The sequence below is a fragment of the Azospirillum argentinense genome (genome assembly GCF_000632475.1).
In the GTDB taxonomy this organism is placed as follows: Bacteria; Pseudomonadota; Alphaproteobacteria; order Azospirillales; family Azospirillaceae; genus Azospirillum; species Azospirillum baldaniorum.
This window is the reverse complement of sequence record NZ_CP007793.1, coordinates 1,292,791-1,312,772: the sequence shown is the minus strand read 5'-3', so window position 1 is coordinate 1,312,772 and position 19,982 is coordinate 1,292,791. Positions and strand designations below refer to the sequence as shown.

The following is a 19,982-nucleotide window of genomic DNA, read 5'->3' as shown; positions in this document are numbered from 1 at the left end:
GTGATTGGGAGCCTACCATGCCAGCACCGATGGTCGCCGATGAAGTCCGCCAGGCGTGCCGCATCCACGCGCGCCTTTTAGACGCCTTCATCACCTTGACGGAACAGGAGCTGGCGCAACTCGCCCCTGGTTTCGCCGAGGAAAGCCTCATGGAATCGCTGGAGAAGATGCGGGCTGCCCGCAAGAGCTACGGCGCCCTGGGCGGTGTCGTCGCCCTGGACGTGGTGGCGTCGAACGCCGCCTGACCAAGGGCGTTGCGTTCGGGTCGGGCTTTCGTTCGGGAACAGGGGACCGCTAATCCTGTGGCGTGTCCCCGTTGCCCGCACCACCCGACTGCCGACGCTGCACCTCGCGCCACTTGGCGACGTTCCGGTTGTGATCCGGCAAAGTCTTCGCAAAGACATGCCCGCCGGTGCCATCGGCGACGAAATACAGGAAGTCGTGCTTTTCCGGGTGCAAAGCCGCCTGGATGGACGCCCGCCCCGGGTTGGCGATCGGCCCCGGCGGAAGCCCTGCCGCGACGTAGGTGTTGTAGGGCGACTCGAATTTCCAGTCGTTGCGGGTCAAGGCCCGCCCCAACTCCCCGCTGCCATCGGTCAGCGCGTAGATCACCGTCGGATCCGACTGGAGCTTCATGCCAGTCTCCAGGCGGTTGACGAAGACGCCTGCGACCTTGGCGCGCTCAGCCGCGACACCGGTTTCCTTCTCCACGATGGAGGCCATGGTCAGCGCCTGCTGCGGAGTCTCGTAAGGCAGGTCCGGACCACGGTTCTTCCAGGCGTCGTTCAGCGCCTGGGTCATGGCGTGCTGCATCCGCTCGATCAGGGCCGAACGCGAATCGCCGTAGGAGTAGTGATAGGTTTCAGGCAGTACGGTCCCGTTCTTCGGAACCGTCTTCAACTCGCCGGTCAGCGCCGGTTCGGCATCGAGCAGCGCCACCACCTGCGCGGAGGTCAGCCCCTCCGGCACCGTGAAGCGGCGGACCACGGTCTTGCCCTGGTGCAGCATCTCCAGCACGCCGTCGACGCTGATTCCCGCCGGGAACGCATACTCGCCCGCCTTCAGCGGACCCTGGAGCTTCGCGGCGAACAGGAAGAGGATCGGAGAGTCGACGACCCCCGCCTCCTCCAAGGTCAGCGCGATCGCTTCCAGCCCGCTGCCGCGCGGAATGACCACCGTCTCGGCATGCTCAAGCGGTCCGGGGGCCATCACTCGGAGGGCACCCCAGAACACCAAGCCGCTGCCCGCGGTGAGGACGGTCAACGCCCCCGCCGCGATTCGGAGGCCCCAACCCATCGGCGGTCTCCGCGATGCTTCGCCGCTCAGGCGAATTCCTTGAAGATCAGCGAGGCGTTGGTGCCGCCGAAGCCGAAGGAGTTCGACAGCGCGGCCCGCACGCGGCGCTCCTGCGCAACCTTCGGAACGAGGTTGACGCCGAGGCAGCTCTCCGATGGGTTCTCAAGGTTCAGCGTCGGCGGAACCAGGCTGTGGTTGATCGCCTTGATCGAGTAGATCGCCTCGACCGCACCGGCGGCCCCCAGCAGGTGGCCGATGGCCGACTTGGTGGAGGACATGGCGACGTTGTCCATCGCCGCGCCGAACAGACGCTTCACCGCGCCCAGCTCGATCTCGTCGCCGAGCGGCGTGGACGTGCCGTGCGCGTTGACGTAGTCGATGTCCGACGGCTCCAGCCCGGCCCGCTTCAGCGCGTTGCGCATGGCGCGGAAGCCGCCGTTGCCGTCCTCCGCCGGGGCGGAGATGTGGTAGGCGTCGCCGGACATGCCGTAGCCGATCACTTCGGCGTAGATATGGGCACCGCGCTTCTTGGCGTGCTCCAACTCTTCGAGGACGACGACACCGGCGCCCTCGCCGATCACGAAGCCGTCGCGGTCCTTGTCATAGGGGCGCGACGCCTTTTCCGGCGTGTCGTTGAAATTCGTGGACAGGGCGCGCATGGCGGCGAAACCGCCGACGCCCAGGCGGCTGACCGCCGCTTCCGTACCGCCGGCGACCATCACGTCCGCGTCACCCAGCATGATCAGGCGCGAAGCATCGCCGATGGCGTGCGCGCCGGTCGAGCAGGCCGTGACCACCGCGTGGTTCGGACCCTTGAAGCCGTGCTGGATGGAGATGTGACCGGACGCCAGATTGATGAGGCAGGCCGGAATGAAGAAGGGAGAGATGCGGCGCGGGCCCTTCTCAGCCAGGGTGACGGCACCCTCAGCGATGCCCGGCAGACCGCCGATGCCCGAGCCCACCATGACGCCGGTGAGTTCGCGCTCTTCCTCGGTCTGGGGAACCCAGCCGGAATCCTTGATCGCTTCGTGGGCGGCGGCGATGGCGAAGATGATGAAATCGTCCATCTTCCGCTGGTCCTTCGGCGGAACGAAGGCATCGGGGTTGAACAACCCGTCGCCATCCCCGCGCGGAACCTGCCCGGCAACTTTCGAGGCCAGATCGGAGGCGTCAAAACCCGTGATGGCGCGGATGCCCGATTGGCCGGCGGTCAGACGCTCCCAGTTGAGCTTATGGCCGACACCGAGCGGCGTGACCAGACCAAGGCCGGTAACGACGACACGTCTCATGGGGTATTCCTTGACCTTTCCTCGGAAAACTCAGCGACGGCCAGGCCACTTTGGAAAGCTGCCTGGCCTCTCACGCCAGCGCCTGATCAGGCGGCGGCGTTCGCCTTGATGAAGTCGATGGCGTCCTTCACCGTCAGAATCTTCTCGGCGGCGTCGTCCGGAATCTCGCAGCCGAACTCTTCCTCGAAAGCCATAACCAGCTCGACCGTGTCGAGGCTGTCGGCGCCGAGATCGTCGATGAAGGAGGCGTTCTCCGTCACCTTCGACTCCTCGACCCCGAGGTGGTCCACAACGATCTTCTTAACGCGCTCGGCGACATCGCTCATTTTTTAAGACCTTCCAATCCTTGAGACCGCTCGGGCGAATTCGGCCGGCTCAACACGCGGCTGCGTGCTTTCCTGCCACAAAAAGCCCCGTCCGATAACACATTTTTACAGCCTTGACCAGCGCCCGCGGGCGCCGGTCCGAACCTGTGGTTCAGGCAGCGAATCCGCCTCAGATCATGGCCATGCCGCCGTTGATGTGCAGCGTCTGGCCGGTGACATAGGCGGCCTCATCGCTCGCCAGGTACACGACTCCGGCGGCGATTTCCCCCGGCTCGCCCATGCGGCCGGAAGGAATGGCGGTGAGCAGCTTGTCCTTCTGCTCGGAATTCAGGGCGTCGGTCATCGCCGTGGTGATGAAGCCCGGCGCGACGCAGTTCACGGTGATGCCGCGCGACGCGACCTCCGCGGCCAGCGACTTCGACATGCCGATCATGCCGGCCTTGGAGGCGGCGTAGTTGGCCTGCCCGGGGTTGCCGGTGACGCCGACGATCGAGGTGATGCCGATGATGCGGCCCCAGCGGCGCTTCATCATGCCGCGCAGCACGGCGCGCGACAGGCGGAAGGCGGCGGTCAGGTTGACGTCCAGCACCGACTGCCAGTCGTCGTCCTTCATGCGCATGGCCAGCTGGTCGCGGGTCAGGCCGGCGTTGTTCACCAGGATGTCGATCTGGCCGAGGGCGGCCTCCGCGTCCTTGGCGAGTTGCTCGGTCCCGGCGGCGTCGGCGAGGTTGCCGGGCACCACCAGGGCACGCTTGCCCAGCTCGGCGGCGAGCGCCTCCAGCGGGGCGACGCGGGTGCCGGACAAGGCGACGGTGGCGCCCTGCGCGTGCAGCGCGCGGGCGATCTGCGCCCCGATGCCACCCGAGGCGCCGGTGACCAGCGCCTTCTTTCCGGTCAGGTCGAACATGGAATGCCTCACAGGGTCTTCAGGAACGATTCGACGTCGGCCGGGCCCTGGACGGAGGTGCCGGCCAATTCCTTGTCGATGCGCTTGGCGAGACCCGACAGCACCTTGCCGGAGCCGAGTTCGATCAGCGTGTCGACGCCCTGCTCCTTCATATAGAGCACGCTCTCGCGCCAGCGAACCATGCCGGTCACCTGCTCGACCAGAAGGCGGCGGATCTCGTTGGGGTCCGACACGGCCGACGCGGTCACGTTGGCGACCACCGGAACCGCCGGCGCGCCGATCGTCACGTTGGCCAGGGCCTCGGCCATGGCGTCGGCGGCGGGCTGCATCAGCGGGCAATGGAAGGGCGCGCTGACCGGCAGGCGCACGGTGCGCTTCAGCCCGCGCTCCGCCGCGATCACGATGGCACGGTCGATGGCCTCGGCGTGGCCGGAGATCACCACCTGCCCCGACGAGTTGTCGTTGGCGACGGTGCAGACCTCGGTCTGGCCCGCGGGGGTCTTGGCGGCGTCGGCGGCGATGGCCTGGGCCTGCTCCAGCTCGGCGCCCAGCAGGGCGGCCATGGCGCCCTGCCCGACCGGCACGGCCTTCTGCATGGCCTGTCCGCGCAGCTTCAGCAGGCGCGCGGTGTCGGCCAGCGTGAAGGCGCCGGCGGCGCACAGGGCCGAATACTCGCCGAGCGAATGGCCGGCGACGAAGGCCGCGTGCTTGGTCAGGTCGAGGCCCCCCTGGTCCTTCAGCACCCGCAGAACGGCGACGCTGACGGCCATCAGGGCCGGCTGGGCGTTCTCGGTCAGCGTCAGGTCCGCCTCGGGGCCTTCGAACATCAGGCGCGACAGGCGCTGGTTCAGCGCGTCATCCACCTCTTCAAAGGTGAGCCGCGCGACCTCGAACGCCTCGGCCAGCTCACGGCCCATGCCGACGGCTTGGCTGCCCTGGCCCGGAAAGACGAACGCCCTGGTCATGCTGTCTGGGAACCCTAGTAATAAGGCGCGCCACCCGCGGCGCTGCCGTTGAATTCGGCGACAGTCATACCCGGCCTTTCGGGCAAGTCAAGCGATGCTCAACGTTGACGAGGTCGAATTGGTGCCTTTCTGTTGCTTTTTCGGCGTTTTTTCATTGGTGCGATGCAAAGGCGAACGGAGAAAAGGGTCATTCAAAGGCATATCAAAGGCAGGGGCGCGGGAATCGTCGGCCGGCTCGTGTTTCCGCTTGTCGGGATAGGGCTTTTGTGCATACTGCGCCGCTTCATAACTCCTTGCCGGTGGCCCGCGTGCCGTCGGCTAGGCCCGGGCGGCTGATTCTGTCCATTGGGGATGGGGCGCAGCGCCGGACCATGAACAGCCATGGGGAGTACAATGGCTCTTTACGAGTGCGTGCTGATCGCGCGCCAGGACATTTCGGCCGCCCAGGCCGAGCAGCTCGGCGAGCAGTTCGCCCAGATCATTCGCGACAACGGCGGCCAGGTCGCCAAGACCGAATACTGGGGTCTGAAGACGCTCACCTACAAGATCAAGAAGAACCGCAAGGGTCACTACACCCTGTTCAACCTTGACGCCCCCGCCGCCGCCGTCCTCGAGATGGAGCGCAACATGGGCATCAACGAGGACGTGCTGCGCTTCATGACCGTCCGCGTCGACGCGCTGGACGCCAACCCGTCGGTGATGATGCAGAGCCGCGGCGAGCGTGGTGACCGCGGCGATCGCGGCGACCGCGGCCCGCGCCGCTTCGAGGATCGTGGCCCGCGCCCGCCGCGTCGCCAGGAGCCCACCGTTGCCGAAGGGGAGAACGCCTAAATGTCCGACAAGCAGACCTCGGGCGCTCCGGCCCGCACCGGTGGCGGTCCCCGCCGTCCGTTCTTCCGCCGCCGCAAGACCTGCCCGTTCTCGGGCGCGAACGCCCCGGCGATCGACTACAAGGACGTCAAGCTCCTGTCCCGCTTCATCTCCGAGCGTGGCAAGATCGTGCCGAGCCGCATCACCGCGGTTTCCGCGAAGAAGCAGCGCGAACTCGCCCGCGCCATCAAGCGCGCCCGTTTCCTGGCCCTGCTTCCCTACGTGGTGAAGTAAGGACCGAAGCGGACAACAGGCAAAGGCAATCCCATGGCCTCGCCCCTGGCCGCCCCTCTGGCGGCTGCCATCGGTGTCGGCGTGGTCAGCGCTTTCTTCTATCTCGCCGTTCTGTTCGGCGGGTTCGGGGCGCTGATCCTGGGCTATCTGGCGCCGCTGCCGCTGTTCCTCGCGGGACTGTGGCTCGGCTCCACCGCCTCCCTTCTCGCCGGTGCGGTGGGAATGGTGGCGGTCCTGGCGGTGTCGTCCAGCGTCCTGGTGTCTCTCGCCTATCTGGTGACCGCGGCTGTCCCGGTCATCCTGGTGGTGCGGCAGGCGCTGCTGGCGCGGGCGGCTCCCGACGGGAGTGTTGAATGGTATCCTCCGGGCCGGCTCCTGATGGCGCTGACCGGAATGGGACTGGCGGGCCTTCTGGGCGCCGCGGTTCTGACGCTCGATCAGCCCGGCGGGCTGGAGGGCGCGGTGCGGGAAACGCTGAGCCGCATGGCGGACCAGATGTTCTCCGCGCAGGGCCAACAGGCCCCGGACCCGCAGGACATCTGGATGGCCGAGGTGTTGCCGGGCTTCGCGGTGATCTCATGGCTCGTCATGACGATCGTCAACGGAGCCCTGGCGCAGGGCGTCCTGATGCGGTTCGGCCGCAACCGGCGCCCCGCCATGCCGCTGGACGACGTGGAGCTGCCCCGGTGGCTCGCCACCGCGTTCCTGCTGACCATGGTGGCCGCCTCGCTGGCGTCGGACCCGGTCGGGTTCCTCGCGGTCAACGCCGCGCTGATCCTGTCCCTGCCATTCGCCTTTGCCGGGCTTTCGGTGGTGCATGTGTTCGCCCGACGCCGATCGGCCAAGCTGCCGATCCTCATCGGGTTCTACATGTTCCTGTTTCTTTTCGGTTGGCCGATCGTGCTGATGGTCGGTCTGGGCATGATCGAGCAATGGATTGGGCTGCGTCGCCGTCTCCGGCCCGCCGGCCCCGATCAGGAGGACGAGTGATGGAAGTTATTCTGCTGGAGCGGGTCGAGAAGCTCGGCCAGATGGGCCAGGTCGTGAAAGTGCGCCCCGGCTTCGCCCGCAACTATCTGCTGCCGCAGAAGAAGGCCATGCGCGCCACCAAGGCGAACATGGCGTTCTTCGAGAAGCAGAAGGCCCACCTGGAGGCCGTCAATCTGGAGCGCCGCAAGGACGCCGAGCAGGTTGCCGCCAAGATGAACGACGTGACGGTCGTCGTGATCCGTCAGGCCGGCGAGACCGGCGTGCTGTACGGTTCGGTGACGCCGCGCGACGTCGCGGACGCCCTTGACGCCGCCGGCTACAAGGTCGACCGCAAGCAGGTGTCGATCGAGACCCCGATCAAGACGCTGGGCCTGTTCAAGCTGCGCGTTGTCCTGCACCCCGAGGTGAGCATCTCCGTCACGGTGAACGTCGCCCGCTCGCAGGAAGAGGCTGAACTGCAGCTCTCCCGCGGCGGCATGGTCACCGCGGCCGACCTGCGCGACGACGAGGACGAGATCGAGGAGGCCCCCGAGGCCCCCGAGGCCGAGGTTTCCGAGGAGGGCTGACCGCCCGCTCAACGAGACCAGTCCGCTCGTCCGGAAGCCGCCCGCCCCCAAAAGGGGCGAGGCGGCTTTTCCGTTTTCCGCACTCCACCACATCCGGCCCCTCACCCTTCCGGATGCGCCGGACGCCCCGCTCCCTGCCCCGTCCGGTGGGTTGCCTCCCCCCGCTCCGAACTCCGATTCTCGTTCCTGGTGATTCGCTCGCGGCGAAGGAACCGGACCGAGTCGTGTTCGACAGATGCGGAGATGCGCGATGCTGCTTGCCCGCCTGCTCAGCCCGGCCCTGACCGCCGGCGCTCTGGACATCGTCGGCGCCGATGGGCGGAGGCACCGCGTGGGGGGCGGCACGCCGTCCCTCACGCTGCGTCTGCACGACAAGGCGCTGCACCGCGACCTCGTGATGAATCCGCGGCTGCGCTTCGGCGAAGCCTACATGGACGGCCGCCTGTCCATCGAGGGGGGCTCGGTCTATGATTTCCTGGCGCTGCTGAGCGCCGGGACGGACAATGTCCAGGGCGTTCTGGGCAATTTGCGGGAAACCCTCTCGCCCGCGCTGCGGCTCATCCAGCAGAGCAATCCCCTGCGGCGATCGCGGCGCAACGTCGCTCATCATTACGATCTGTCGCGGTCCTTCTTCGAGCTGTTCCTCGACCGCGACCTGCAATATTCCTGCGCCTACTTCCCCACCCCGGACACCGGGCTGGACGAGGCGCAGGAGGCCAAGAAGCGGCACATCGCGGCGAAGCTGCTGCTTCGGCCGGGCATGCGGGTGTTGGACATCGGCTGCGGCTGGGGCGGCATGGCGCTCTATCTCGCCCGCATGACCGGCGCCCAGGTCACCGGAATCACGCTGTCCCGCGAACAGCTCGCCGTGGCGCGGGAGCGGGCGGCGCACGCCGGGCTGGCCGGTCAGGTCCGCTTCGAGCTGCGCGACTACCGGCAGATGGAGGGACGTTTCGACCGCATCGTCTCGGTCGGCATGTTCGAGCATGTCGGGGTGCCCCATTACCCGGCCTTCTTCGCCAAGCTGCGTGACTTGATGGCCGAGGACGGGGTAGCGTTGCTTCATGCCATCGGCCGATCGGACGGGCCGGGTTCCACCAACCCATGGTTCCGCAAATACATCTTTCCCGGCGGCTACTCGCCCGCCCTGTCGGAGGTGATCCCGGCGGTGGAAAAGGCCGGGCTGTGGAACACCGACGTCGAGATTCTGCGCCTTCACTACGCCGAGACGCTGCGCCACTGGCGGGAACGGTTCGCGGCCCGGCGGGAGGAGGCCCGCGCAATGTACGACGAGCGCTTCTGCCGGATGTGGGAGTTCTATCTGGCGGGGGCCGAGATCAGCTTCCGCTACCAGGGGCACATGGTTTTCCAGATGCAGCTCGCCCGTTCGCTGGGCGCCGTCCCGCTCGTCCGCGATTACATGCAGCGCACCGAGACGGCCCTGGCCGAGGCCGTGCCGCCGCCCTTGCGGACGGGTCGGAACGTCGGCGCAAGCAACGCGTGACCCGAGGTGTCCGCGCCACATCGACCCACAGGTTTTGATCTGGACCAAGCTCTTGATAGAACATTCAAATTCCGCCTTACCCCCAGCTTTCACCGGCTGTGGGCAAAAGTTACTCACAGGAATGTGGGTAGATTTACCCCGATCGCACAGCTTTGCGTCCCGCCCTTTGCTAAAGTGCCGCCATGGATGACAAGACCACCCAGCTTTTCGAGCCGCGCCCCCTCGACGGCGGGCTGTCCCGTGCCGCTCCCGTGAAGCCGACGGCGGAATACCGCACGCCGCCGCACAACGAGGAGGCCGAACAGGCGCTGCTCGGCGCCATCCTGGTGAACAACAAGGCGTATGAGAAGGTCGGCGAGTTCCTGCGCGCCGAGCATTTCTACGACCCGGCGCACCAGCGCATCTTCTCGGCCATCGCCAAGATGGTGGAGCGAGGCCAGATCGCCAATCCGGTGACGCTGAAGGCCTATTTCGACAACGACGTCGAACTGGCGCCGGACGGCGGCGCCGGCTATCTGGCGCAGCTCGCCGCGAACGTCGTGACGGTGGTCAACGCGGGCGATTACGGCAAGACAATCCACGACCTGTTCCTGCGCCGGCAGTTGATCGAGGTCGGCACGGACATGGTGAACGAGGCGTATCAGCACGACCTCGACATCGACGCCATGGACCAGATCGAGACGGCGGAGAAGCAGCTCTTCGACCTCGCCTCGACCGGCGACGTGCGCGGCGGCTTCATCGCCTTCTCCGAGTCGCTGAAAGCGGCCATCGCCACGGCGGAGACGGCCTTCCGCCGCTCCAGCCACGTCACCGGCGTGACCACAGGCCTGCGCGACATGGACCGCAAGCTGGGCGGCCTGCACCCGTCGGATCTCATCATCCTGGCCGGGCGCCCCTCCATGGGCAAGACGGCGCTAGCCACAAACATCGCCTTCAACGCCGCCAAGGCGCACATGCGCACCAACGGCGGCGAGGGTGCGCCGGTCGGCTTCTTCTCGCTGGAAATGTCGGCGGAGCAGCTCGCCACCCGTATCCTGGCCGGCGAGGCCGAGGTGTCGGGCGACAAGATCCGCCGTGGCGAGATCAAGGACAGCGACTTTCCCAAATTCGTGGCAGCCAGCCAGGAACTCAGCCGCGTCCCCTTCTTCGTGGACGACACGCCGGCCCTGACCATCGCCGCGGTGCGCACCCGTTGCCGACGGCTGAAGCGCACGCACGGGCTGGGCATGGTGGTGGTGGACTATCTTCAGCTCCTGCGCGGCAGCTCGACCAAGGGCAACGAGAACCGCGTGCAGGAAATCTCGGAGATCACCCGCGGCCTGAAGGCCATCGCCAAGGAGCTGGAGGTGCCGGTGCTGGCGCTGTCCCAGCTCAGCCGCGCGGTGGAAATGCGCGAGGACAAACGGCCGCAGCTCGCCGACCTGCGCGAATCGGGCTCCATCGAGCAGGACGCCGACGTGGTGATGTTCGTTTACCGCGAACAGTACTATCTTGAGCGCGGCGAGCCGGCCCGCCGGCCCGAGGAGTCGGAGGACAAGTACAACGACCGCTACGCCAACTGGCAGAGGCGCTACGCCGAGGTGCACAACACCGCGGAGGCGATCATCGCCAAGCAGCGCCACGGCCCGATCGGCAGCGTCCGCATGTTCTTCGACGGACAGTTCACGAAATTCGGCGACCTCGACACGACCCATGACTTCGGCCCCACTGAGTGATCCGCTGGCCCGCGCCGGCGCCGTCCTGACCATCGACCTCGGCGCCGTGGTCGCCAACTGGACGCAGCTCCGCGACCGGGTGGCCCCGGCGGAATGCGCCGCCGTCGTCAAGGCGAACGCCTATGGCCTGGGAGTGGGGCGCGTCGTTCCGGCGCTGGCCGCCGCCGGCTGCCGGACCTTCGTGGTCGCCCAGTTCGAGGAGGCGCTGGCCGTGCGCGCCGTGGCGCCGGCCGACGCCCGCGTCCTGTCGCTGGGCGGCCTGCCCGCCGGCACCGCGCCGGACTTCACGGCCCACCGCATCCTACCGGTGCTGAACCATCTGGGCGACATCGCGGCGTGGCAGGCCCACGCCAGGGCGCAGGGAACGGCCCTGCCCGCCGTCGTCCACATCGACACCGGCATGAACCGACTCGGGCTCGGCCCGGACGAGCTGGACACGCTGGTCGGCGACCTCTCCCGGCTGGAGGGGGTGGATGTCCGGGTGTGGATGACCCACCTCGCCTGCGCCGACGAAGATTCGGTGATGAACAGCCAGCAGCTCGGGCGCTTCCGCTCGGCGATCGGACGGCTGCCGGCGGCCGAGGCGAGTTTCGCCAATTCCTCCGGGATCTTTCACGGAACGGCCTTCCATTTCGACCTCGTGCGGCCCGGCTGCGCGCTCTACGGCGTCAATCCGACGCCCGCCGCAGAGAACCCGATGCGGGGCACGATCCGGCTCGACGCCCGGCTGCTTCAGGTGCGCAACGTTGACAGCCCTATGACCGTTGGCTACGGTGCCACGCACCGCGTTGCGGCGAGAGGAAAAATCGCAACCATCGCAGTGGGTTATGCCGACGGATATCTGCGCTCGCTCAGCGGGCGCGGCCATGTCTTCGTCAACGGTGTGGCCGCTCCGGTGGTTGGGCGTGTTTCGATGGATCTGGTGACGGTGGATGTCAGCCACCTTCCCGACGCGGCGGTGACGCCCGGCGGGCTGGTGGAGCTGATCGGCCCGAACCGCCCGGTGGACACCGTGGCGAGCGAGGGCGGAACCATCGGCTACGAGATCCTGACCTCGCTGGGCGCGCGTTACCACAGGGTCTACCGCGACCCGCCGCCGCCTGAGGTCGCTTGATGGGTTTCCTTGCCGCCACCGGACGGGCCTTCCTGATCTTTCTGGAAGCCACCGGAAAGCTCGCCATGTTCACCGGCGCCGCCCTGTCGCACTGCGTGCGCCCGCCGTTCTACCCGCGGCAGATCCTGCGCCAGATGATCGACATCGGCTATTACTCGCTGCCGGTGGTCGGGCTGACCGCGCTGTTCACCGGCATGGTGCTGGCGCTGCAGAGCTATTCCGGCTTTTCCCGCTTCCAGGCGGAGGGCGCCATCGCCACGGTGGTCGCCCTGTCGGTGACACGCGAACTGGGGCCGGTGCTGGGCGGCCTGATGGTCGCCGGACGCATCGGCGCCGCCATGGCCGCCGAGATCGGCACCATGCGCGTGACCGAGCAGATCGACGCGCTGTCGACCCTGTCGACCAACCCCTTCAAGTATCTGGTGGCGCCACGGCTTATCGCCGGGCTGGCCATGCTGCCGCTGCTGGTGCTGGTGGCGGACATCATCGGCGTGTTCGGCGGCTTCCTGGTCGGCGTCTACCGGTTGGACTTCAACCCAGCCTCCTACATCGGCCGGACCTGGGAGTTCCTGGAGCCGGTCGACGTGATCTCCGGCCTCGTCAAGGCGGCGGTGTTCGGCTTCATGGTGTCGCTGATGGGCTGCTACCACGGCTACCACTCGCGCGGCGGCGCCCAGGGCGTGGGTGCGGCGACGACCAACGCGGTGGTCTCGGCCTCCATCCTGATCCTGGTGTGGAACTACCTCATCACCGGCATCTTCTTCTCGACGAAGTGAGCGCAGACCAATGAGCGAGTCCATGTCGCAGGTTCCCCCCGCTCATCCGCCGAAGATCGCGCTGAAGAACGTGCACAAGGCGTTCGGTCCGAAGGTCGTGCTCAACGGCATCGACCTGGAGGTCGGGCGCGGCGAATCGCTGGTCGTCATCGGCGGGTCGGGCACCGGCAAGTCGGTCATGCTGAAATGCATCCTCGGCCTGCTGTCGCCGGACAGCGGCTCCATCCGCGTCGACGGCGAGGAGACGACCAAGCTGCGCCCGCGCGAGCGGGAGAAGCTGCTGCACAAGTTCGGCATGCTGTTCCAGGGCGCCGCCCTGTTCGACAGCCTGAAGGTTTGGGAGAACGTCGCCTTCGGCCTGATCCAGGGCGAGCACATGCCGCGCGCCAAGGCCAAGGACATCGCCATCGCCAAGATGGGCGCGGTCGGCCTCGGCCCCGAGGTGGGCGAGCTGTTCCCGTCGGAGCTGTCGGGCGGCATGCAGAAGCGCGTCGGCCTCGCCCGCGCCATCGCCGACGAGCCGGAGATCATCTTCTTCGACGAGCCGACGACCGGCCTCGACCCGATCATGGCCGACGTGATCAACGAGCTGATCGTGAAGTGCGTGAAGGACCTCGGCGCCACCGCCGTGACCATCACCCACGACATGGCCTCGGCCCGCAAGATCGCCGACCGCGTGGCGATGATCTACCAGGGCCGGATCATCTGGACCGGCCATGCCAACGACATCGACAACTCCGGCAACCCCTATGTGGACCAGTTCGTCCATGGCCGGGGCGAAGGGCCGATCAAGATGCAGGTGCGGGCGCTGTAAAGCGCCGCAGCGCCGGTTCGTGCAAAATTAACCTGCCGCCCGGTACGGTCGGCCAGAACAAACGCCGGCCACCACAGGCCGGCGTCCCATCGGAGAGACGAGCATGGCGGACATCACCACGAACGGACTGGCCTTCGCGAGCTTCATGCTGAGCGCCAAGATTCTGGAGACGCTCCAGGCCAAGGGGCTGCTGACCAACGAAGAGACGGTGCAGACCATCAAGAACGCCCACGAGCAGCTCCTCAAGAACGACAACCAGCTGTCGCTCGAAGCGGCCGACGCGCTCGCCCATTTCTTCGCCGGCCCGACCGACGGGAAGTGACCGTCACGGCGCCGGACGCGCCGCCGACCGTGCGAGGTTGTCGCGCAGTTCCGGCAGCAGGACGGCGCCCAGCATGGCGATGACCGGCAGCAAGGCGTAATCGCCCTCTGCCGCCGCGGCGATCAGCTCCGCTCGGGTCAGCAGCTCCAACCGCATCTCCTCCAGGTCCCCGGAATCCGCCTCGGCCACCTTTCGGGCGTTGCGGGCGTGGAACATGTGGCAGACGCAGCCGCGCTGGTTGCCCTGCACCACGTAGGAGCCGAGCGCGGTCCAGTCCTCCGCGGCGTAGCCGGTTTCCTCCAGCAATTCCCGCTTCGCCGCGGCCAGCGGCTCCTCACCGGGGTTCAGGGCGCCGGCGGGAAAGGTCTGGCTGACGCGGCGCGGGCCGTGCTTGTAGGTGCGCAGCATCAGGACGCGCCCATCCGCATCCTCGACGAACATCTGGACGAAGTCCGTCTGCTCAACCTGATAGAAACTCTCCACCCGCCGGCCCTCCGGCGTCTCGATGGTTTCGGCGTGCACCTTGAGGAAAGGCCCGGCATCGAGCAGGGTTCGGCGCTCCAGGACCGTCCAGGGCGTCAAGTCCCCGCTCATGCCGCGACGGCCCCGGCAACGGTCCCGTAGGGCGGCTGGGTGAAGCCCGCCGGCGACAGCGTGAAGATCTCGCAGCCCGTCTCGGTGATGCCGACCTGATGCTCGAACTGGGCGGACAGGGAGCGGTCGCGGGTGACGGTGGTCCAGCCGTCCGACAGGATCTTCACGTCCGGCTTGCCGGCGTTGAGCATCGGCTCGATGGTGAAGACCATGCCAGGAACCAGCAGAACCCCGGTGCCGCGCTTGCCGAAATGGTCGACATGGGGCGCGTCGTGGAACACCCGCCCGATGCCGTGCCCGCCGAAATCGCGCACCACGCCGTAACGGTGGGATTCCGCCAGGGTCTGGATGGCGTGTCCGATGTCGCCCAAATGGTTGCCCGGCTTGGCCTGCGCGATGCCGGCCATCATCGCCTTGTAGGTGATGTCCACCAGCTTGCGCGCCTTCACCCCGATCTTGTCGCCGACGAAGAACATGCGGCTGGTGTCGCCGTACCAGCCGTCCAGGATCACCGTCACGTCGACGTTCACAATGTCGCCGTCGACCAGCGTCTTGTCGTCGGACGGAATGCCGTGATTCACCACATGGTTCGGCGAGATGCAGCTCGCCGCCGGATAACCGTGATAGCCGAGGGTCGCGGGGATGGCGCCGTTGTCCCGCATGAAGGTTTCGATCAGCCGGTTCAGATGGCCCGTGCTGACCCCCGGCACCACCTGGGGCGTGATGTGGTCGAGCGTCGCCGCGGCCAACCGCCCGGCCTTGCGAATCGCCTCGAACTCCTCCGGGCCGTGCAGCGGGATCTTCCGCGCGTCCTTGTCCGCCACCGTGTCACCTCACATCCGTTGTTCATCGTGATTCCGGGACAGAACCTATCACCGGAACGGCCGAGAAAAGCCCCAGCTTTTTATCACCTCTGCCATAGGATTTAGAACGTCAGCTTGCTATATGTGGGGCGCTGCCGCTCCAACCAATCGCTAGACCTTTGGCAAAGCCAACCACCCGCTACGTCTGTCAGGCTTGCGGCGCGTCCTTCCCGAAATGGGCGGGCCGCTGCGACGCCTGCGGCGAATGGAACACCCTCGTCGAGGAAGCCGCCCCGGACGCCACCCCCAAGGGATTGGGCGTGGCGCGCGGACGCCGGCTGGACTTCGTCGGGCTGGCCGGGTCCAGCGAGGCGCCGCCGCGCCGCATGACCCGCATCGAGGAGTTCGACCGCGTCTGCGGCGGCGGCCTCGTCCCCGGATCGGCGATCCTGATCGGCGGTGACCCCGGCATCGGCAAATCGACCCTTCTCCTCCAGGCCATGGCCCGGCTGTCGCAGGAACACCGCTGCGCCTATGTCTCCGGCGAAGAGGCGGTGGATCAGGTGCGGCTGCGCGCCGTCCGGCTGGGCTGCGCCGCCGCACCGGTCCAGCTGGCCTCGGCGACCAGCGTGCGCGACATCGTCGCCTCGCTCGACGGCACCGATGGGCCGGAGGTGGTCGTCATCGACTCGATCCAGACCATGTATGTGGACAATCTGGACAGCGCCCCCGGCACCGTCGCCCAGGTACGGGCCTCCGCGCAGGAGTTGATCCGCGTCGCCAAGCGGCGCGGCTGCGTCCTGCTGCTGGTCGGCCACGTCACCAAGGAAGGCACCATCGCCGGCCCCCGCGTGCTGGAGCACATGGTGGACACGGTGCTCTATTTCGAAGGCGAGCGCGGCCACCAGTTCCGCATCCTGCGCGCGGTGAAGAACCGCTTCGGCGCGACGGACGAGATCGGCGTGTTCGAGATGACCGACAGCGGGCTGGGCGAGGTCGCCAACCCCTCCGCCCTGTTCCTGGCGGAACGGCGCGGCGACGTGTCGGGCGCCGCGGTCTTCGCCGGCATGGAGGGCACCCGCCCGGTGCTGGTCGAGGTTCAGGCGCTGGTCGCCCCCTCCCCGCTCGGCACGCCGCGGCGCGCGGTGGTCGGCTGGGATTCGGCGCGGCTCGCCATGGTGCTGGCAGTGCTGGAGGCGCGCTGCGGCGTGCAGATCGGCGCCAACGACGTCTATCTCAACGTGGCCGGCGGGCTGCGCATCACCGAGCCGGCGGCGGACCTCGCGGTCGCCGCGGCGCTGGTCTCCTCCCTGACCGGGGAGCCGGTGCCCGCCGACGCCGTGGTCTTCGGCGAGATCGGCCTGTCGGGCGAGGTGCGCGCCGTGGGCCAGAGCGACGCCCGGCTGAAGGAAGCCGCGAAGCTGGGGTTTTCAACGGCGATCTTTCCGGCTAGACGGAACGGCAAGAAGCCGGGGCGCGGCGACACCGGCCTGAAATCGGTCGAGTTGCAGCAGCTCAGCGAATTGCTGCCGCTGTTCCAGGCCGGATCGGGACCCCGTCCGCCGCGCGGCCGGGATTGAAGCGTCTGATTTGACACAAGCATCTGAAGCAAAAGCGCACGAGGCGTAGCGGCGTTATGGACACCTTCCCGATCAACCCGGCGGATCTGGCCGTCATCGTGGTGCTTCTGCTGTCGGCCCTGCTGGCCTTCACCCGTGGCATGGTGGCCGAGGTGTTGTCGGTCGCGGCCTGGGTCGGTGCGGCGCTGGTCACGCTGAACGCCCTGCCCCACGTTCTGCCCATCGCGCAGACCTACATCCATGTCGAGATGGCCGCCTACGCCGCGTCGGCGGTGGCGCTGTTCGTCGTCAGCCTTGTGGTTTTGACAATCCTGGGCCGCGTCGTGTCGCGTGGGGTGCAGAATTCCGGCCTTTCGGCGCTCGACCGCTCGCTGGGTTTCGTCTTCGGCCTGCTGAAGGGTGCAATCCTCGCCTCCGTCGCCTATCTCTTCTTCGCTTGGCTGGTGCCGAACCCGGCGGAACACCCGGCGTGGCTGCAGAGCGCCAAGACCCGGCCGATGCTGGTCTCCGGGGCCGCCATGATCTACGAGGTGATGCCGGAGTCGCTGCGCAAGGACGGGCTGGGCCAGATGGACATGGCGCGGGAGCGCGCGCGGCAGGCGGTGGAGGCCAAGGAAGCGCTGGATCGCCTGTCCACGCCGGTTCCCGGCGCGCCGAAGACCGGTGGTGCTTCGCCGTCCGATACCGGCTATAAGGACCGGGACCGCGGCGACCTTGAGCGACTGATCCAGAACGCACGCTGAACGCCGCATGGTGCAGAGTGCCTGTGAGTAACGCCCCGCTGGCAAAGAGGCCGCCGGGGCAATGCCCTTTGGTGATGCTGTGTATGACGAGGATCTTCCGATGCTGACGACGCATCCGTTCGACGACGACAAGCTGCGCGAGGAGTGCGGCGTGTTCGGCATCCACAGCCATCCGCAGGCGGGGGCCATCACCGCGCTCGGCCTGCATGCGCTGCAGCATCGCGGCCAGGAAGCCTGCGGCATCGTCAGCCACGACGGCGACCGCTTCCATCTGGAGCACACGCTGGGCCTCGTCGGCGATCACTTCTCGTCGGAAGCCATCATCGGCAAGCTGAAGGGCCCGCAGGCCATCGGCCACGTCCGCTACGCCACCACGGGCGACACGACGATCCGCAACGTCCAGCCGCTCTACGCCGACTTCGAGTTCGGCGGCTTCGCGCTGGCCCACAACGGCAACCTGACCAACGCGCACACGCTGCGCCGCCAGCTCGTCCGCCGCGGCTGCCTGTTCCAGTCCACCACCGACACCGAGACCATCGTCCATCTGATGGCCATCGCCCGCGGCGGCTCGCCGGTGGACCGGCTGATCGAGGCGGTGCGGCAGGTCGAGGGCGCCTTCTCCCTGGTGGCGCTGACCCCGAACGAGGTCATCGGCGTGCGCGACCCGCTGGGCGTCCGTCCGCTGGTCCTGGGCAAGCTGGGCGACACCTACATCGTGACCAGCGAAACCTGTGCCCTGGACATCGTCGGCGCCGACTATGTGCGCGACGTCGAGCCGGGCGAGATGGTCGTTCTGAACGAGCAGGGCGTGCAGAGCCTGCGCCCCTTCCAGCCGCAGGGCCGCCGTTTCTGCATCTTCGAATACATCTACTTCGCGCGGCCCGACAGCGTGATGGAGGGATCCTCCGTCTACAACGCCCGCCAGCGGATCGGCGCCGAGCTGGCCCGCGAATCGGGGATCGAGGCCGACGTGGTGGTGCCGGTGCCCGACAGCGGCGTGCCGGCGGCCCTCGGCTACGCCACGCAGAGCGGCGTGCCTTTCGAGCTGGGCATCATCCGCAACCATTATGTCGGCCGCACCTTCATCGAGCCGACCGACCAGATCCGCCATCTGGGCGTGAAGCTGAAGCACAACGCCAACCGCGCCATGATCGAGGGCAAGCGGGTGGTGCTGGTGGACGACAGCATCGTGCGCGGCACGACCTCCAAGAAGATCGTTGAGATGGTGCGCGCCGCCGGGGCGAAGGAGGTGCACATGCGCATCTCCAGCCCGCCGACCTCGCACCCCTGCTTCTACGGCATCGACACGCCGGAGCAGAGCAAGCTGCTTGCCCACCGCATGTCGGTGGAGGAGATGCGCGACTTCATCCAGGCCGACAGCCTCGCCTTCATCTCCCTGGACGGTCTCTACCGCGCCATGGGCGCGGAGCGGCGCGACCCGCAGAAGCTGACCTTCTGCGACGCCTGTTTCACCGGCGACTACCCCATCGCGTTGACCGACGCGCTGGACCACCCGCCGGTCGAGGCGAACGTCCGCATCCGCGCCTGACCGCCTGACCACCGCCGCGACGGGCCGGCCGCAACCCAGCGGACCGGCCCGTTTGCCAATCCCGCTACCGAACATCGTCGAGTCGCCGCCATGTCCCGTCTTTCCGGCCGCACCGCCCTCATCACCGGCGCCTCGCGCGGCATCGGCGCCGCCGTCGCCAAGCGCTTCGCCGCCGAAGGCGCCCACGTCATCCTCGCCGCCCGCACCGTCGGCGGCCTGGAGGAGACCGACGACGCGATCTTCCAGACCACGGGCCGCAACGCCACGCTGGTCCCGCTGGACCTGCGCCAGTTCGACAAGATCGACCAGCTCGGCTACTCGATCTTCGAGCGGTTCGGGAAGCTCGACATCCTGGTCAGCAACGCCGGCGTCCTGGAGGCGCTGGGGCCGGTCGCCCACTACGACCCGAAGCTGTGGCAGCGCGTGATGGACGTGAACGTGACGGCCAACTTCCGCCTGATCCGCTCCTTCGACCGGCTGCTGCGCGCGTCCGATGCGGGGCGCGCCATCTTCGTGACGTCAGGTGCCGCGAACGCGCCCTACCCCTACTGGAGCCCGTACGGGGCCAGCAAGGCGGCGCTGGAGATGATGGTGAAGACCTACGCGATGGAAATCGCCTCGTCGAACCTGCGCGTCAATCTGGTCGATCCCGGCATCGTGGCGACCAAGCTGCGCATGCAGGCCTTCCCCGGCGAGGACCAGACCAAGCTGGCCCAGCCGGACGACGTGGCCGAGGCCTTCGTGGCCCTGGCGGAGGCGTCCTGCACCCGCCACGGCGAGGTGGTGTCGGCGCAAGGGTAAGCGTGGAGACGTCTTAACAGAAAGCGTAAGGAGAGCATCGCGCCGACGAGCGTGAGGAAGCCGGGCTGGGTGTCCGAGCCGTAGCCCGACTCCTGCCGCAGCATCTTCCAAGGGATGTCGCGCTTCAGCATGAACCCGATGCCGCACGGCGCGGAAACCAAGGGCTTTCCCCTGCCCCGATAAGTCGAAGGCGTTCCTCACCCTTCCCACCGCTGGTCCGGGTC

At 67.6% G+C, this 19,982-nt stretch carries 22 protein-coding genes; 15 read left to right on the top strand and 7 right to left on the bottom strand.

The window, feature by feature from the left end; all coding sequences use genetic code 11:
• Positions 1 to 17: 17 nt before the first annotated feature.
• Positions 18 to 245 carry a hypothetical protein gene (locus ABAZ39_RS06190; RefSeq protein WP_038527730.1) on the top strand — a complete coding sequence of 76 codons (228 nt, stop codon included), beginning with the start codon at positions 18 to 20 and terminating at the stop codon, positions 243 to 245.
• A gap of 49 nt (positions 246 to 294) precedes the next feature.
• Here ABAZ39_RS06190 and mltG read toward each other — a convergent pair whose 3' ends face one another.
• From mltG to fabD, 5 genes are all read right to left on the bottom strand, one after another.
• The gene (gene mltG, locus ABAZ39_RS06185; protein WP_038527728.1) at positions 295 to 1,296 is read right to left on the bottom strand and encodes an endolytic transglycosylase MltG; all 1,002 of its coding nucleotides are present in this window, start codon (positions 1,294 to 1,296) and stop codon (positions 295 to 297) included.
• Between the two features lie 26 nt (positions 1,297 to 1,322).
• Entirely contained in the window at positions 1,323 to 2,585 is a 1,263-nt protein-coding gene (fabF, locus tag ABAZ39_RS06180; protein ID WP_038527727.1) for a beta-ketoacyl-ACP synthase II, read from the bottom strand.
• Positions 2,586 to 2,671: 86 nt separating this feature from the next.
• Positions 2,672 to 2,911 carry an acyl carrier protein gene (locus tag ABAZ39_RS06175; protein WP_014240383.1) on the bottom strand — a complete coding sequence of 80 codons (240 nt, stop codon included), beginning with the start codon at positions 2,909 to 2,911 and terminating at the stop codon, positions 2,672 to 2,674.
• Between the two features lie 169 nt (positions 2,912 to 3,080).
• The gene (gene fabG / locus ABAZ39_RS06170) at positions 3,081 to 3,818 is read right to left on the bottom strand and encodes a 3-oxoacyl-[acyl-carrier-protein] reductase (protein WP_038527725.1); all 738 of its coding nucleotides are present in this window, start codon (positions 3,816 to 3,818) and stop codon (positions 3,081 to 3,083) included.
• 8 nt (positions 3,819 to 3,826) lie between these two features.
• Positions 3,827 to 4,783, bottom strand: a complete 957-nt coding sequence (fabD, locus tag ABAZ39_RS06165; protein WP_038527723.1) for an ACP S-malonyltransferase — start codon at positions 4,781 to 4,783, stop codon at positions 3,827 to 3,829.
• Positions 4,784 to 5,176: 393 nt separating this feature from the next.
• Here fabD and rpsF point away from each other — a divergent pair, with 393 nt between their 5' ends.
• The 10 genes from rpsF (at position 5,177) to ABAZ39_RS06115 (ending at position 13,688) form a co-directional block, all read left to right on the top strand.
• Positions 5,177 to 5,614 carry a 30S ribosomal protein S6 gene (gene rpsF, locus ABAZ39_RS06160; RefSeq protein ID WP_014240380.1) on the top strand — a complete coding sequence of 146 codons (438 nt, stop codon included), beginning with the start codon at positions 5,177 to 5,179 and terminating at the stop codon, positions 5,612 to 5,614.
• Positions 5,615 to 5,887 carry a 30S ribosomal protein S18 gene (gene rpsR / locus ABAZ39_RS06155; protein WP_014240379.1) on the top strand — a complete coding sequence of 91 codons (273 nt, stop codon included), beginning with the start codon at positions 5,615 to 5,617 and terminating at the stop codon, positions 5,885 to 5,887.
• Positions 5,888 to 5,920: 33 nt separating this feature from the next.
• Positions 5,921 to 6,877: a DUF2232 domain-containing protein gene (locus ABAZ39_RS06150; RefSeq protein ID WP_038527721.1), complete on the top strand. Its 957-nt coding sequence runs from the start codon at positions 5,921 to 5,923 to the stop codon at positions 6,875 to 6,877.
• Positions 6,877 to 7,443, top strand: coding sequence for a 50S ribosomal protein L9 (gene rplI / locus ABAZ39_RS06145; protein ID WP_038527719.1), 567 nt, complete (start codon positions 6,877 to 6,879; stop codon positions 7,441 to 7,443). The genes ABAZ39_RS06150 and rplI overlap by 1 nt, the downstream gene beginning before the upstream one ends.
• 250 nt (positions 7,444 to 7,693) lie before the next feature.
• Positions 7,694 to 8,947 (top strand): cyclopropane fatty acid synthase, encoded by a 1,254-nt coding sequence (locus ABAZ39_RS06140; protein WP_038527716.1) that lies wholly within the window; start codon positions 7,694 to 7,696, stop codon positions 8,945 to 8,947.
• Positions 8,948 to 9,129: 182 nt separating this feature from the next.
• The gene (locus ABAZ39_RS06135; protein ID WP_038527714.1) at positions 9,130 to 10,662 is read left to right on the top strand and encodes a replicative DNA helicase; all 1,533 of its coding nucleotides are present in this window, start codon (positions 9,130 to 9,132) and stop codon (positions 10,660 to 10,662) included.
• Positions 10,640 to 11,776, top strand: coding sequence for an alanine racemase (gene alr, locus ABAZ39_RS06130; RefSeq protein ID WP_038527712.1), 1,137 nt, complete (start codon positions 10,640 to 10,642; stop codon positions 11,774 to 11,776). The genes ABAZ39_RS06135 and alr overlap by 23 nt, the downstream gene beginning before the upstream one ends.
• Entirely contained in the window at positions 11,776 to 12,552 is a 777-nt protein-coding gene (locus ABAZ39_RS06125) for an MlaE family ABC transporter permease (RefSeq protein WP_014240372.1), read from the top strand. The genes alr and ABAZ39_RS06125 overlap by 1 nt, the downstream gene beginning before the upstream one ends.
• 22 nt (positions 12,553 to 12,574) lie before the next feature.
• A complete protein-coding gene (locus ABAZ39_RS06120) occupies positions 12,575 to 13,366 on the top strand; it encodes an ABC transporter ATP-binding protein (RefSeq protein ID WP_038530840.1) in 792 nt (263 codons plus the stop codon).
• Positions 13,367 to 13,469: 103 nt separating this feature from the next.
• On the top strand, positions 13,470 to 13,688 hold the full coding sequence (locus ABAZ39_RS06115; protein ID WP_035673594.1) for a hypothetical protein: 219 nt from the start codon (positions 13,470 to 13,472) through the stop codon (positions 13,686 to 13,688).
• 3 nt (positions 13,689 to 13,691) lie between these two features.
• Here ABAZ39_RS06115 and ABAZ39_RS06110 read toward each other — a convergent pair whose 3' ends face one another.
• Positions 13,692 to 14,282, bottom strand: coding sequence for an NUDIX hydrolase (locus ABAZ39_RS06110; RefSeq protein ID WP_038527709.1), 591 nt, complete (start codon positions 14,280 to 14,282; stop codon positions 13,692 to 13,694).
• Positions 14,279 to 15,106, bottom strand: coding sequence for a type I methionyl aminopeptidase (map, locus tag ABAZ39_RS06105; RefSeq protein ID WP_038527707.1), 828 nt, complete (start codon positions 15,104 to 15,106; stop codon positions 14,279 to 14,281). The genes ABAZ39_RS06110 and map overlap by 4 nt, the downstream gene beginning before the upstream one ends.
• Positions 15,107 to 15,264: 158 nt before the next feature.
• Here map and radA point away from each other — a divergent pair, with 158 nt between their 5' ends.
• The 4 genes from radA (at position 15,265) to ABAZ39_RS06085 (ending at position 19,758) form a co-directional block, all read left to right on the top strand.
• On the top strand, positions 15,265 to 16,665 hold the full coding sequence (gene radA / locus ABAZ39_RS06100) for a DNA repair protein RadA (RefSeq protein WP_038527705.1): 1,401 nt from the start codon (positions 15,265 to 15,267) through the stop codon (positions 16,663 to 16,665).
• Positions 16,666 to 16,721: 56 nt separating this feature from the next.
• Complete coding sequence (locus tag ABAZ39_RS06095; protein ID WP_038527703.1) at positions 16,722 to 17,408, top strand: CvpA family protein; 687 nt, start codon at positions 16,722 to 16,724, stop codon at positions 17,406 to 17,408.
• Positions 17,409 to 17,508: 100 nt separating this feature from the next.
• Complete coding sequence (gene purF / locus ABAZ39_RS06090) at positions 17,509 to 18,957, top strand: amidophosphoribosyltransferase (RefSeq protein WP_014240365.1); 1,449 nt, start codon at positions 17,509 to 17,511, stop codon at positions 18,955 to 18,957.
• 90 nt (positions 18,958 to 19,047) lie between these two features.
• Complete coding sequence (locus ABAZ39_RS06085) at positions 19,048 to 19,758, top strand: SDR family NAD(P)-dependent oxidoreductase (protein ID WP_038527700.1); 711 nt, start codon at positions 19,048 to 19,050, stop codon at positions 19,756 to 19,758.
• Positions 19,759 to 19,982: the final 224 nt, after the last annotated feature.

Bases quoted from the DNA above. Each gene is read 5' to 3' on its own strand.
- ABAZ39_RS06190 (WP_038527730.1), top strand. From the start codon at position 18: ATGCCAGCACCGATGGTCGCCGATGAAGTCCGCCAGGCGTGCCGCATC.
- mltG (WP_038527728.1), bottom strand. From the start codon at position 1,296: ATGGGTTGGGGCCTCCGAATCGCGGCGGGGGCGTTGACCGTCCTCACC.
- fabF (WP_038527727.1), bottom strand. From the start codon at position 2,585: ATGAGACGTGTCGTCGTTACCGGCCTTGGTCTGGTCACGCCGCTCGGT.
- ABAZ39_RS06175 (WP_014240383.1), bottom strand. From the start codon at position 2,911: ATGAGCGATGTCGCCGAGCGCGTTAAGAAGATCGTTGTGGACCACCTC.
- fabG (WP_038527725.1), bottom strand. From the start codon at position 3,818: ATGTTCGACCTGACCGGAAAGAAGGCGCTGGTCACCGGCGCCTCGGGT.
- fabD (WP_038527723.1), bottom strand. From the start codon at position 4,783: ATGACCAGGGCGTTCGTCTTTCCGGGCCAGGGCAGCCAAGCCGTCGGC.
- rpsF (WP_014240380.1), top strand. From the start codon at position 5,177: ATGGCTCTTTACGAGTGCGTGCTGATCGCGCGCCAGGACATTTCGGCC.
- rpsR (WP_014240379.1), top strand. From the start codon at position 5,615: ATGTCCGACAAGCAGACCTCGGGCGCTCCGGCCCGCACCGGTGGCGGT.
- ABAZ39_RS06150 (WP_038527721.1), top strand. From the start codon at position 5,921: ATGGCCTCGCCCCTGGCCGCCCCTCTGGCGGCTGCCATCGGTGTCGGC.
- rplI (WP_038527719.1), top strand. From the start codon at position 6,877: ATGGAAGTTATTCTGCTGGAGCGGGTCGAGAAGCTCGGCCAGATGGGC.
- ABAZ39_RS06140 (WP_038527716.1), top strand. From the start codon at position 7,694: ATGCTGCTTGCCCGCCTGCTCAGCCCGGCCCTGACCGCCGGCGCTCTG.
- ABAZ39_RS06135 (WP_038527714.1), top strand. From the start codon at position 9,130: ATGGATGACAAGACCACCCAGCTTTTCGAGCCGCGCCCCCTCGACGGC.
- alr (WP_038527712.1), top strand. From the start codon at position 10,640: ATGACTTCGGCCCCACTGAGTGATCCGCTGGCCCGCGCCGGCGCCGTC.
- ABAZ39_RS06125 (WP_014240372.1), top strand. From the start codon at position 11,776: ATGGGTTTCCTTGCCGCCACCGGACGGGCCTTCCTGATCTTTCTGGAA.
- ABAZ39_RS06120 (WP_038530840.1), top strand. From the start codon at position 12,575: ATGTCGCAGGTTCCCCCCGCTCATCCGCCGAAGATCGCGCTGAAGAAC.
- ABAZ39_RS06115 (WP_035673594.1), top strand. From the start codon at position 13,470: ATGGCGGACATCACCACGAACGGACTGGCCTTCGCGAGCTTCATGCTG.
- ABAZ39_RS06110 (WP_038527709.1), bottom strand. From the start codon at position 14,282: ATGAGCGGGGACTTGACGCCCTGGACGGTCCTGGAGCGCCGAACCCTG.
- ABAZ39_RS06095 (WP_038527703.1), top strand. From the start codon at position 16,722: ATGGACACCTTCCCGATCAACCCGGCGGATCTGGCCGTCATCGTGGTG.
- purF (WP_014240365.1), top strand. From the start codon at position 17,509: ATGCTGACGACGCATCCGTTCGACGACGACAAGCTGCGCGAGGAGTGC.
- ABAZ39_RS06085 (WP_038527700.1), top strand. From the start codon at position 19,048: ATGTCCCGTCTTTCCGGCCGCACCGCCCTCATCACCGGCGCCTCGCGC.